Origin of the sequence: Corynebacterium vitaeruminis DSM 20294 (assembly GCF_000550805.1) — a bacterium.
In the GTDB taxonomy this organism is placed as follows: Bacteria; Actinomycetota; Actinomycetes; order Mycobacteriales; family Mycobacteriaceae; genus Corynebacterium; species Corynebacterium vitaeruminis.
The window spans coordinates 2763349-2776087 of the sequence record NZ_CP004353.1 but is presented as its reverse complement, the minus strand read 5'-3'; the positions used below and the strand labels follow the sequence as shown (position 1 = coordinate 2776087).

The 12739-nt window shown below is 66.8% G+C and carries 11 protein-coding genes; 4 read left to right on the top strand and 7 right to left on the bottom strand.

All coding sequences use genetic code 11. From position 1 onward, the window contains the following. The first annotated feature begins 17 nt into the window (after positions 1–17). Positions 18–734, top strand: a complete 717-nt coding sequence (locus B843_RS12470; RefSeq protein WP_025253825.1) for an ABC transporter permease — start codon at positions 18–20, stop codon at positions 732–734. Positions 735–765: 31 nt separating this feature from the next. Here B843_RS12470 and B843_RS12465 read toward each other — a convergent pair whose 3' ends face one another. From B843_RS12465 to B843_RS13875, 6 genes are all read right to left on the bottom strand, one after another. Next, entirely contained in the window at positions 766–1455 is a 690-nt protein-coding gene (locus tag B843_RS12465) for an HAD family hydrolase (RefSeq protein WP_025253824.1), read from the bottom strand. A gap of 43 nt (positions 1456–1498) precedes the next feature. Then, positions 1499–2407 (bottom strand): ribokinase, encoded by a 909-nt coding sequence (locus tag B843_RS12460; protein ID WP_025253823.1) that lies wholly within the window; start codon positions 2405–2407, stop codon positions 1499–1501. Further along, positions 2404–3444: a LacI family DNA-binding transcriptional regulator gene (locus B843_RS12455; protein ID WP_025253822.1), complete on the bottom strand. Its 1041-nt coding sequence runs from the start codon at positions 3442–3444 to the stop codon at positions 2404–2406. The genes B843_RS12460 and B843_RS12455 overlap by 4 nt, the downstream gene beginning before the upstream one ends. Before the next feature lie 143 nt (positions 3445–3587). Beyond that, positions 3588–5357: an alpha/beta-hydrolase family protein gene (locus B843_RS12450; protein WP_025253821.1), complete on the bottom strand. Its 1770-nt coding sequence runs from the start codon at positions 5355–5357 to the stop codon at positions 3588–3590. A gap of 48 nt (positions 5358–5405) precedes the next feature. Further along, a complete protein-coding gene (locus B843_RS12445; protein ID WP_025253820.1) occupies positions 5406–6521 on the bottom strand; it encodes a hypothetical protein in 1116 nt (371 codons plus the stop codon). 105 nt (positions 6522–6626) lie between these two features. Continuing rightward, positions 6627–6899, bottom strand: a complete 273-nt coding sequence (locus B843_RS13875; protein ID WP_155895166.1) for a hypothetical protein — start codon at positions 6897–6899, stop codon at positions 6627–6629. A 2-nt stretch (positions 6900–6901) separates the two neighbouring features. Here B843_RS13875 and leuA point away from each other — a divergent pair, with 2 nt between their 5' ends. The 3 genes from leuA to B843_RS13870 all read left to right on the top strand — a co-directional run bounded on the left by leuA (position 6902) and on the right by B843_RS13870 (position 11603). Beyond that, positions 6902–8719 carry a 2-isopropylmalate synthase gene (gene leuA, locus B843_RS12440; protein ID WP_025253819.1) on the top strand — a complete coding sequence of 606 codons (1818 nt, stop codon included), beginning with the start codon at positions 6902–6904 and terminating at the stop codon, positions 8717–8719. A gap of 330 nt (positions 8720–9049) precedes the next feature. Then, positions 9050–10363: an ISL3 family transposase gene (locus tag B843_RS12435; protein ID WP_025253818.1), complete on the top strand. Its 1314-nt coding sequence runs from the start codon at positions 9050–9052 to the stop codon at positions 10361–10363. A 649-nt stretch (positions 10364–11012) separates the two neighbouring features. Then, positions 11013–11603: a hypothetical protein gene (locus B843_RS13870; RefSeq protein ID WP_155895165.1), complete on the top strand. Its 591-nt coding sequence runs from the start codon at positions 11013–11015 to the stop codon at positions 11601–11603. 5 nt (positions 11604–11608) lie between these two features. On the opposite strand, the gene B843_RS12425 is transcribed toward B843_RS13870, so the two are convergent. Continuing rightward, positions 11609–12562, bottom strand: a complete 954-nt coding sequence (locus B843_RS12425) for an L-lactate dehydrogenase (protein ID WP_025253816.1) — start codon at positions 12560–12562, stop codon at positions 11609–11611. Between the last annotated feature and the right edge of the window lie 177 nt (positions 12563–12739).

Genomic DNA, 12739 nt, shown 5'->3' with positions numbered 1-12739 from the left:
AGACACGAGGAACCACCATGAACATCGTCAACGCTGAGCTGCGAAAGCTCATCACCGTGCGCTCTACCTGGGTGTACGCGATCATTATCCTGCTGGGAGTCGCCGGCGGAGACGTCCTTAGCGCCAAGCTCTACGGCTTCGATACGGCGTTCACCGCCGACGCCCTCACCGCAGCCGCGGATCTGGCGATGCTTGTCATGATCTTCGCCGTGGCCAACACCGTAGGGGCGGACATGAGCAAGGGAACGCAGGCGTGGACCTTCCTACACACCACCCGTCGCACCGGGGTCGTGACCGCATCGACCTTGCTCACAACTATCTTCTACATGCTCGCGGGCATCGTCGGGATGCTGCTCGGTTGGCTGGGAATCACGATGTTTGGCGGACACGTCGACTTGAGCTCGATGACCCCTATCTACGGTTCGCTTGCCCGGTGGGCCGTGTTTAGCCTGCTCGCGGGGTTGCTCGCATACATCCTGCGCAGCGGCACCTTCGCGGCCATGCTGCTGCTCGCCGACGTCTTCGTCCTCGAGGTGATGCTCGGTGCCGTTCAGGTCGACTGGCTCAAGCCCGTACAAGCGGTCCTGCCGCTGGCCAATGCGAGCATCCTCGCCAATGGATCCCTTCCCGGCTACGACCACGGCCGCTGGGCTGCAGCGACCATCCTTGCATGCCTCCTCGGGGTCGCCTTCGTCGCCGCTTCCTGTATCGTCGCGCGCCGCGCCGTGAAGTAGTTGCTTTCCGACGCCTACGGCTTCCGGCCTCCTACCAGCGCAGGGGGTCGAGGGTGGCGATGGCGTCCGGGGTCTGACCGGTGCGGTCGAGGTAGATGGCCTGCATGCCCACTGCGCGCGCGCCGGAGATGTCGTTAACCGGGTTGTCGCCGATGAGCACGCACTCGCTTACCTCGAGGTTGATGAGCGCGCTCGCCTTTTCGTAGGACTCCGGCTGCGGCTTGGCCGCGCCCAGCTCAGCGGCGGCGATCATGACGATGCCCTCGAGGTTGAGCCCGGTGCGCACGAGCTTGTCGTTTTGCAGGTCTTCTGCGCCGTTGGTGAACACCGCGACGGTCGCGCTCGCGGTGCGGGCGAAGGCGCAGGCGCGCTGGAGAGCGGGCAGGGCGTCGTCGTAGCGGCGCCAGGCGTCGGCGTAGTGGCGGCGGTAGACGTCGAAGAGCGCCATGGCCTCCTCGTCGGAAAGGCCGGGCCGGTCGAGGTACTCGCGCACGCGCTCGCGGCGCTGGCCCGCGTGGCTGACCTCGCCGCGCTCGAAGGCCTCGAACCACTTCGCCTCGATGTCCATCCAGCGCTGCGGGTCGGGGGTGGCCCCCAGCTCGAGGGCGAACTTCTCCGCGCCGACCCAGCCCGCGGTCGCGTGGTCGACGAGCGTTCCGTCGAGGTCGAAGAGGATGCCCCTGAAGGCGGGGAGCTGCTCGAGCGCGCGGGCGGTGGTCATGTCGGGCACGGTGGCGTCCTTCCTAAAGCGGTGTGAGGAAATGCTACCGCTCGACCTCCGGCAGCGCGTCGTCCGCGTGCGGGTAGGAGCTCTGCGCGCCTTGGCCGGAGGCGGCGAAGGCGCCGACCCGCGCGGCGAAGCGCGCGGCGTCGACAAGCGAATCGCCCTGGGAAAGGCGAGCGACGAGCGCGCCGGTGAAGGCATCGCCCGCGCCGGTGGTGTCGACCGGGGTGATCTTCGGCGTGGGGATGGCGGTGGCTCCGCCGGGGACGGCCACGAGCGCGCCCGCGCCGCCGAGGGTGAGCACGACGCTGGCGAAACCGGCCTCGAGCAGCTGCTTGGTCAGTGCATCGGGGGAGTCGTCCGGGTGCGCGATGCCCAGCTGGTCGAGGATGAGCCCGGCCTCGTGCTCGTTGGCGATGAGCGGATCGGCGCGCAGGAGCGCGTCGCGGGCGACCTCGACGACCGGGGCCAGGTTGATGACGACGCGGCCGCGTGAGAGCTCGACGGCCTTCTTGAAGCCGTCGGCGGGGATCTCGCCCTGGAGCACGACGAAGTCTGCGCCCTCCACCTGCGCCTTCTGGCTTTCCACGTAGTCTGCGCCGACGGATGCGTTCGCGCCGGGGATGACGATGATGGAGTTCTCGCCGTCGTCGGAGACCGTGATGACCGCCAGCCCCGTGGGGCCGTCCACCTCGGCGACGCCGGACAGGTCGACGCCGGAGCTGCGCAGGATCGAGGTCGCGGATTCGGCGTAGGCGTCGCGGCCGACGGCGGACACCATGGCGACGTCCGCTCCTAGGAGCGCCGCGGCGACTGCCTGGTTGGCGCCCTTGCCGCCCGCCGAGACGGTGGCGGTGGTTCCCAGGAGGGTTTCGCCCGGCGTCGGGTGGCGGTGGACGTGGACGGTGAGGTCGGCGTTGATGGAGCCGACGACGGTGATCGCGCTCATCGGGCACCTCCCGCGGTCGCCGGGGCGTCGAAGTCCGAGGACGCGCGGACGATGAGCTGCGTCAGCGTGGAGATCTTGCCCTTGACGGTGGAGTCGAGGCGCTGGCGGTTGGGCTCCTCGATCTGCTGGCGCACGAGGTCGAGGGCGCGGATGGCCATGGCGGCGACGTCCTGGTCGATGATGGTGATCGGCTTCGGAAGCAGCTCGAACAGCGGGTAGTTGTCGAATCCGATGACCGCGATGTCCACGCCGATCTCGATGCCGCGGGCCTGACAGGCCTCGATCGCGCCGATGGTCATCATGGAGTCGCCCGCTAGGAGCGCCTTGACGCCCTGACCCAGCAGCTCGGTGGCGCCCATGCGGCCCTCGGACTGGCGGTAGCCGCCGACGTAGACCGGCTGCTCGGGCAGGCCCGCCTCGGCGCAGGCCTCGTGGAAGGCCTCGAGCCGCTTGCGCCCGGTGGAGGTGCTCATCGGGCCAGACAGGTAGCCGATCGGGGTGTGGCCGTGCTCGGAAAGGTGCTTGACCGCGGCGTTCATGCCGCGCGAGGGGTCGGAGACCACGCAGATGAGCCCGTCGATGGCCAGCTCGCGGTCGACCGCGACGACGGGGACGCCGGAGGTGTGCAGCTCCTCGACCAAGTCCTCGGTGCCCTCGTTGGGGACGATGATCATGCCGTCGACGCGCTGGTTGTGCAGCACCTGGAGGCTGCGGCGCAGCTCGTCCGGGTTCTCGTTCGTGTTGGCGATGATGGTGGCGAAGCCGCGCGCCGCGGCCTCCTGCTGGATGGAGGTGGCCATCTCGGCGTAGTAGGGGTTGATGAGGCTGGGGACCGCGACGCCGATGGTATTAGTCTTGGACTTGCGCAAGGCGCGGGCCTGCGCGTTGGGGCGGTAGTTGAGCTGCTTGGCCAGCTTCTTGATGCGGCGGCGGGTCTCCTCGGAGATGGCCGGGTTGTCGGCCAGCGCCCGAGACGTCGTCGAGATGGAGACGCCCGCCGCTTCGGCGACGTCCTTGAGGGTGGTTGATCGAGGCATGTGCCCGCCGCACCTCCGAAATCTGCTCGAGTGGGGTGTATGCAATCGTTTGCATTATTGTGATGAATTCAAAAATAATGCAAAAGGTGGAAGTTTTCAAGCCTGCTCAAAACGCGTTTTTGGTCACAAAACCGCGCAACACCCTAGCGCTTCACCGAATGCTTGCGGATCCACTTGGCGATTCTCCGGAAGCGCTTCGGCTTGACCTTGACGCCCAAGACCGCGGCCCACACCTGGATCATCGACTGCCGGTAGTTGTGCCCGTGATCGCCCGCGGGCGTCGTGCCGATGAGCATGTCGAGGGCGACCTGGATGCCGGTGACGATCGGCACCCACCGCATCTGGAAGGGCACGTCGCAGTGCATGGATCCGGGCGCGGGCTTTCCCGCGGCGCCGACCTCCCGCAGCCACGCAGGCGGCCGGATGAACAGCGCCGGGTCCCACCACACGATGGGGTCCGAGGCATGCTGGACCACGGCCACCCGGGGGAACTCCCACTCGAGGGGATAGGGGTTTCCCTGGTAGTCGCGCTCGAGGTGGGCCGGGTGGGCGATGAAGCGCACGTGCTGCCCGCCGCCGACCAGCGGCAGGCGCTCGGGCGAGCCCGGCTCCCGGCGGCGGCTGAGCTCCCGAACCAGCCCGGTGAAGTACGGGGCGCCGCTGAGGACGCAGCCGTCGACCCGCATCCGCAGCTCCTCCAGCGACCCGAACGCGGAGGCGGTGCCGTACGCCCCGAGCGACTCGCCGGCCACGTAGATCCGCGGGCGCGTGGGCATGACGGCCACGAGGTCGAGCACCGCCTCGATGAGCAAGCTAGCCGCCTGCGCGGGCAGCTCGCGCTCGGTGACGAAGGCGACCGGGGAGGGGACATAGGAGTATTGCATGGAGATGTTCACGCAGTTGCCCTTGGTGAGGAACTCCACGGGATCGAGGTGCCAGTCGCTGACCCAGCCGGTGCCGGTGGAGGTGTGGATGACGATCACCTCGCGGTGCAGCGCGCCCGTGCGCAGCATCTCCTGGATCACCTGCTCGACCGCGCCCTCCAGACCGCGCCCTGGGACGAGACCGACGTAGATGCGGATGGGCTCATGTACCTTCCTGCGTTTGGTCACCTTCTCGATGTGCCGAGCCCGCGGCCCGCCGGACAGGACCGCCCGCCCCTGCGAGCCGACCGCCGTCCACGGCTCGAAGCTCCAGGGCGAGCCCGAGCGCTCGGGCTCCCACGGTTGGCGGGTGCCCTGGAAGACCAGCAGGTTCAGCTGCTGCGCGCGGCGGGTGAGCGTGGAGATCACCCTCGTGACCAGGACCTTGTCCGAGAGCACGAAGGCCAGCCACCCGATGCCCGCCGCGGCGATCATTCCCGCCAGCCAGTCGGGGATCCGGTGGCGCAAGAGCCGGACCGTGCCGTCGAAGACGAACTGCACCATCTCCCCACCCAGGAGGCAGCCGCCGTAGCCCACGGTGCCGAGACCCACGCCCAGCATGGCGGCCCGCGCGCCGGTTTGACGCCCGGTGACCAGCGCCGCCTGCTGGTGCTGGCGGGCGTAGCTGCGCAGGCTGAGCGTGAAGGTGATGCTGCTCAGCGCCAGGTCGAGGGCGGTGGGATGGGCGGAAACACGGCGGGGTCGGCCCGTCGCATGCCCCAGCGCCGCCCCTCCCGCGTGGCCCAACACCTGTGCCGCACCCACGCTCAGCGCGATCGACCACCACGGCCGGGGAAGCAGGGAGGGGGTCAGCGCCACCCAGGTCCCCAGCTCCGCGCCGAGGAACCCAGCGTAGAGCTTGCGCGGGAGCAGCCCGCGCCGAAGCAGGCGGAAACCCGGGGCGACCTCGGTGGCGATCAGGCCGATCGAGGCGCCCAGCACGCCCGCGCGGCGCCAGGAGGCGTCGGGCATGCGCGGGCGGAAAGGCATAGCAGCATTAGAACACGGGCCGCGCGAGTTCGCAGCGCAAGCGAAGGCCTAGATCGCCCACTGGAAGACCAGCACCATGTGCGCGGACGCCCACGCGCCGAACACGACCCAACCGAGCCCCAGCGCGATCCTTTCGCCGCGCCCGGTGCCGCCCGCTATCCGCAGCGCCAGCGGGATGAGCAGCACGATGGCGGGCAGCAAAAGCCGCGGGCGGGAGTGCATGATCCCGTCGGAGAGCACGACGTTGGCCACCACGCCCGCCCCGAAGAGCCAGATCGCCCACGGTAGCCGTCGAAAAGCGAAAAAGCAGCTGGCCACCGCGGCGAAAATGACGCCGATGGACAACAGGTAGCCGAACTCGTGGGTGTCGGGCAGCTGCGCCGCGATCCAGCGCACCGTTGCGCGGCCGAAGTCGAACGTGGAGTGCCACCCCTTCGTTTGCAGGCCGAAGTAGCCGCCGACGTCGCGCGTGAAGCTCGACGCGTACGCGATGAAGCCGACCAGCGGTGCCGCGGCTAGGACCGCCGCCAGCCACGCCCTCCACTCGCGGCGGGCGTACACCGCGAGGACCAGCAGCAACGCCAGCCACAGGTCGACCGCGGTGAGGCGGAAGAAGCCAGCAAAGAACACGAATCCGGCCGCGAGAAGCCACCTCCTGCGCACCATCGCCACCAGCCCCCAGAGCGACAGCGCGAGGAACGGCGCCTCCGTGTAGACCATATTGAACGTCAGCGACATGGGTGCCCCCAGCAGCAGGATCGCCGCCGCGATGCGCCCGGTTCGGCCCGCCCCGAGCGTGCCCGCCAGCGCCATCATGCCCGCCGTCATGGCCACGCCCGCGACGGAGGCAACGACGAGGCCTGCCGCGGTCGCGTTCATGCCCGTGACCTGGGTGAGCGCGCGAATGAGCGCGGGGAATCCGGGGAAGAACGCCAGCCGCTTCTCATAGACCGACGGGTCCGCGGGCCCGGTTCCATTCGCGGAAAAGTAGCCGAAGTGCGCGATCTCCTCGTAGATGGACCCGTCCCACTTGCGCAGCGCCGCCAGCACCGAGCCGTTGGCCATCCACATAACGAACGCGAGCCGGATCGCCGAGGTCAGCGCGAACAGCGCCGCGGCAATGCCCCATTCCCGCTTGTCGACGCCTACGGTTTCACTCGTCATTCGTTTTCCTTAGCTCATGGATCCCCACACCGTGAAAGCCTATCGAATCCCCGCGACACGGCGGTTACACCCGTCTGCGCCGCGGTGCTAATTTTTTCCTTTCCGCTACGCACTTTTGCGAACAAGAGTGTATGCTGTGACGCATGCAACGCGGTTTTCAGCGTCGCGCGGATATTCGCGGACGACTTCTCCTTCTACGCCGCGGCGGGTCACAGGCTTAAATTTTCGGCCGGCATCCCGTCGCGGAGTTTGGTGTACGCCGGTCGTGTTACTGCCCTCTTTCATAAGCTGCGGCGGTAGCCCCGTTGCCTGATTAACACCCCGGGCCCCCATCACGCGAAATCCCTGCTCTTTTCTATCTTCTTGAGGAATAAACACCCATGTCTCCTTCTGACGCATTCATCTCCGCCCCCGCAGACATCACCACCCCGTCCGGCGACTTCGCGCCGGGCCAGCCAAAGTGGAACAAGCAGCGCAACTCCGCCATGCCGGTGGGGCGCTACCAGCCCTACTCCGTCGAGGTGCAGGACTTCAGCCTGCCGGACCGCACCTGGCCGGACAAGAAGATCACCGTCGCCCCGCAGTGGTGCGCGGTCGACCTGCGCGACGGCAACCAGGCCCTGATCGACCCGATGAGCCCAGAGCGCAAGCGCCGCATGTTCAACCTGCTGGTCAAGATGGGCTACAAGGAGATCGAGGTCGGCTTCCCGTCCGCCTCCCAGACCGACTTCGACTTCGTGCGCGAGATCATCGAGAACAACATGATCCCGGACGACGTCACCATCCAGGTCCTGGTCCAGGCCCGCGAGCACCTGATCCGCCGCACCTTCGAGGCCTGCGCTGGCGCCAAGAACGTCATCGTCCACTTCTACAACTCCACCTCCATCCTGCAGCGCGAGGTCGTGTTCCGTAAGGACAAGGAGGCCATCAAGAAGCTGGCCACCGACGCTGCCGAGCTGATCAAGACCATCGCCGTGGACTACCCAGACACCAACTGGCGCTGGGAGTACTCGCCGGAGTCCTACACCGGCACCGAGGTCGAGTACGCCAAGGAGGTTGTGGACGCCGTGGTCGAGGTCATGGACCCGACCCCGGAGAACCCGATCATCATCAACCTGCCGTCCACCGTCGAGATGATCACCCCGAACGTCTACGCCGACTCCATCGAGTGGATGGACCGCAACCTGAAGCGCCGCGACTCCATCATCCTGTCGCTGCACCCGCACAACGACCGCGGCACCGGCGTGGCCACCGCCGAGCTGGGCTACATGGCTGGCGCTGACCGCATCGAGGGCTGCCTGTTCGGCAACGGCGAGCGCACCGGCAACGTCGACCTGATCACCCTGGGCCTGAACATGCTGACCCAGGGCGTGGACCCGCAGATCGACTTCTCCGACATCGACCAGATCCGCCGCACCGTCGAGTACTGCAACCAGCTGCGCGTGCCGGAGCGCCACCCCTACGGCGGCGAGCTGGTGTTCACCGCCTTCTCCGGCTCCCACCAGGACGCCGTCAACAAGGGCCTGGACGCCATGGCCTCTCGCCTGCGCCCGGGTGCGACCCACACCGACGTGGCCTGGGAGGAGCTGCGCGGCGAGGTCTGGGAGGTTCCTTACCTGCCGATCGACCCGAAGGACGTCGGCCGCAACTACGAGGCCGTCATCCGCGTGAACTCCCAGTCCGGCAAGGGCGGCGTCGCCTACATCATGAAGACCGACCACGGCATGGCGCTGCCGCGCCCGATGCAGGTCGAGTTCTCCGGCGTGGTCCAGGAGGTCACCGACGCCGAGGGCGGCGAGGTCAACTCCAAGAACATGTGGGACATCTTCGCCCGCGAGTACCTGGACGCCACCGCCCCGCTGGAGCAGATCTCCGTCCGCGTTGACGCGGCCCAGACCGAGAAGGACGAGGCCCGCGTCGCCGCGACCGTCGTCTACAACGGCGAGGAGATCGTCATCGAGGGCCACGGCAACGGCCCGATCGCGGCCTACGCCAACGCCCTGGAGAAGCTGGGCATCGACGTCGAGGTCCAGGAGTACGAGCAGCACGCCCGCACCGCTGGTGACGACGCCGAGGCAGCCGCCTACATCCTGGCCGACGTCAACGGCCAGAAGGTGTGGGGCGTCGGCATCGCCGGCTCCATCACCTACGCTTCGCTGAAGGCCGTGACCTCCGCGGTCAACCGCGCGCTGCGCTAGGCCGCAAGGCTTCTTGAGCCGCCGCGCTGCCGTTCTTCTTTGGAACGGTGGCACGGCGGTTTTCGCCTTTTCTAGGGGAATGGCAGTTGGGCAAATGCGCGGGTTTCGGTCTGGCATTCTCCAAAAGCCGCGCATCTGTGTTGTTGCGGGAGCCGCCACCTGGGATTTTAGGTAGTGCGTATGCGCGTATGCGCGGATTTCGGGCTCTTCGCGGTTCGGAGTGCGTAGATAGCTGAAGGGCGGGACGCGGGGTGGTACAACATACAGAGGCCCTGGCCGGTACCAGATGAGAGTTGCGAAGCTTCCATCTGACCGAACCAGGACCCTACCGTGCACCCTACTGGCAACCTCGTCGCCGACACCATCTGCCGCACCGCAGAACTCGGTCTGACGATCACCGATGCCGCCGACGCCGGCACCCTCACCATCATCAACGCCGAGCCGGTGGACGTAGCCGACACCTGCCCGGACTGCGCGATGCCTGGGGTGAAGCGGGACCACATCCGACGTCGACTCGTCGACCTACCGGTCGTGGGGTTCCCCACCCGCCTGAACGTCCGGGTACCCCGCTTCACATGCACCAACCCCACCTGCAGCAGGAAGATCTTCCAGACCTCACTGGCCTGCGCTGACGACGGGGCGAAACTCACCCACCGGGTGACCCGCTGGATCCTCCAACGCCTCGCCATCGACCGTATGAGCGTGGCCGCCACGGCGAAGGCTCTCGGAATCGGCTGGGAGTTGGTCAATACCGTCGCCGTCACCGCGGCCCGGAGCATGGTCTACGCTGACCCCTCCCACCTGGCTGGGGTCCGGGTCCTCGGCGTCGATGAGCACGTCTGGAAACACACCCGCCGACCCGGCGAGCCGTCTTCGATGGTCACCGTGCTGGTGGACCTGACCCCGCTGACCGACGGGGCAGGCCCGGCACGTCTGATCGACATGCGCCCGGGGCGGTCCGCAGACGTCCTGAAGACCTGGCTGGGTGAGCGGGACCCGGACTTCCGGGCCGGGGTGCAGGTCGTGACGATGGACGGGTTCACCGGCTACGCCACCGCCGTCGACCACTCTCTCCCTGCGGCGCGCAAAGTCATGGACCCGTTCCACGTCGTCCACCTAGCTGCAGAGAAGCTCAGCGGGTGTCGGCAACGCCTGCAGCGAGAAACCACCGGACGTCGGGGGCAGAAAGACGATCCGCTGTACAAGCACCGCCGGGCGCTGCTGACCAGGACCGATTTCCTCACCGACCGGCAGCGCCAGCGCCTGGATCGGCTGTGGGACACCGACGATGACTACGTCGCGTTGCAGGTGACCTGGGAGTTCTACCAGGACCTGGTCAGTGCCTATGGTCAGCCGGACAGAGCGCGGGGCAAGAAGTTGATGGGCAGGGTGATCGGCACCCTGCGCAAGGGCCTACCGACGGGGCTGGAGGAGCTGGCGCAACTCGGCCGGACCCTGTGGCGCCGACGGCACGACATCCTGGCGTACTTCGATATCGGCGCATCCAACGGTCCGGTCGAGGCCATCAACGGCAGGCTGGAGCATCTACGCGGCATCGCCCTAGGGTTCAGGAACCTCGACCACTACATCTTGCGGTCGCTGATCCACTCCGGCCAGCTGCAGGACCGGATCAACGCACTCTAAATCGAGAAGAGCCGGATTTCGGTGTGGGGAGATCCTGAATCCGCGCGTCTGCCGATGTGCAAAGAGGCCCGTATTTCTCAAGCCCAAGACTGGCTTCGAATCTCGAAAACGGCAAATGCGCGGATTTTGGCGCTGCCGAAACCGGACACCGCGCATCTGCGGTCATTCAAGGAAAGCGACCTGGGGTTTTGTGGGAGAAGCGTGGCTGTGCGCGCGGATTTTGGGGAGGCGGATCCTGAATCCGCGCGTCTACGTCTATGCGTGCTGGGAATGCCGAAAGACCCAGCGATAGACGGGAGCAAACATGAGGTCGGGGATTCATCTCACGAGAGGGCAGCCCGAAAAGCGCCGTAAGGAAATCTACGCGCAGGCGCGAAAGGGAGAGCTGGCCAAGCTCTGCGCGGGCGTCTATATCAATGGCGGGCTCTATTCAAAGCTGCCGGCCTGGCACCAGTTCATGTGTCGCTCGCTGGCGCATTTGCACGCCAACCCGAGCCTCATTGGTGCTGGGAAGGCGGCGTTGGCTATCCGAGGGCTGCCCTATGGCGATGTTCCCTGGGAGGTCGAGGCATACGGGATCGGGCGTTCGCGCAGGAAGTCGATTATCGTGCACCCTCCACCAAGGAAAACGCAGCTAACTGCGCAGAGGATGGCGCTGAAGCCGCTCACGGTCCGGGTAACCAGCATCGTTGACGCGGTGGTCGACTGCGCCCGCTGGCACGGCGTCGTCGACGGCCTCGTCGCCGCGGACGCGTGCCTCAACCGGCAGCTCGTCTCGATGGCGGCGCTCGAGCGCAACGTCGAGTCGAAGACGGGGATGACGGGCATCGGGGCGGCGCGGGAGGTGCTGGTGAGGGCGAGCGCGCTGTCGGAAAGCCCGCAGGAGACGAGGCTGCGCTACCTCATGGAGGAGGCAGGTTTCCGGGACTTCATTCAGCAGGTCACCGTCCGCGGGCACGACGGTGAGTTCATCGGCCGGGTCGACTTCCTGTTCCCGGCCCTGTGGGCGGCGGTGGAATACGACGGCAAGGACAAGTATCGGGGCACCTTCGGCGACGAGCCGGTGGACGCGATGCGCAAAGACCTAGCGCGCCAGCACGCGCTGAGCAGCGTGGGGCTCACGGTCGTTAGGGTCGACTCGGAGTCGATGCGCACGGGAAGGTGGCTGAGATCGCTGGAGGCGGCGCGGAAAAGCAACAGCTCCCGCGGGGAGTTCCCGCGGGAGCTGTGGAGCAGGTAGAGAAACTACCTGGCCGGGAAGAACTCTTCCTGGATGGCGCGGAGGGTCTCGGCGGACTTGGTGAAGCGCTGCATCTCGGAGTCGGAAAGCTCCAGCTCGATGACGCGGTTGATGCCGCCGCGGTTAATCACGGCCGGGGTGCCGATGTAGATATTGTCCTGGCCGTACTGTCCCTCGAGGAGTGCGGAGCAAGGCAGTGCGACCTCCTGGTTGTGGATGACGGCGCGGGTGAGGCGGGCCAGGCCCATGCCGATGCCGTAGGAGGTGGAGCCCTTCTCCTCGATGATCTTGTAGGCGGCGTCGCGGGTGTCCTCGAAGATCTTCTCCATCTCGCCCTCGAGGTTCGGGTCGCGCTCGAGCTGCTTGCGCATGGAGATGCCGGCGACGGTGGCGGAGGAGAGGACGGGGAGCTCGGTGTCGCCGTGCTCGCCGATGATGTAGGCGTGGATGGAGGAAGGGGCGACCTTGAAGCGCTCGCCGAGCATGTAGCGGAAGCGTGCGGAGTCGAGGACCGTGCCGGAGCCGATGACGCGGTGCCAATCCAGGCCGGAGTACTGCCAGACGGCGTAGGTCAGGATGTCGACCGGGTTGGAGGCGACTAGGAAGATGCCGTCGAAGCCGTTGGCCATGACCTCGTCGACGATGGACTTCATGATCTTCATGTTCTTGCCCACGAGCTGCAGGCGGGTCTCGCCCGGCTTCTGAGCGGCGCCCGCGCAGATGACGACCATGGCGGCGTCGCGGCAGTCCTCGTAGGTGCCCTTGGTGACCTTGGTGCGGCTGGCGGCCCACACGACGCCGTGGTTGAGGTCCTTGACGTTGCCCTCGAGCTTCTTCTCGTCGATGTCGATGATGGCCAGGTGGTCAACGGTTCCCTGGTTGACCAGTGCGAATGCGTAGGCGACTCCGACGTCGCCAGCGCCAATGAGAACGACCTTGTTTCCGACGATTTCCTTCATGGTTACCTTCCTGGTTCGACCGTGTGGTCTGGGGTCAAAGCGTGCTAGTCCTGCAGGCACGTGTCCGCTCACCTAGGCTGTGGTTAGAACAGTCAAGAAAGACTTCGAGAAGCTACCGTGCCCTTCGCACCCCATTATGCCCGAATATGTGCGAATGTGCCCGTTTGGGGCCGAAAT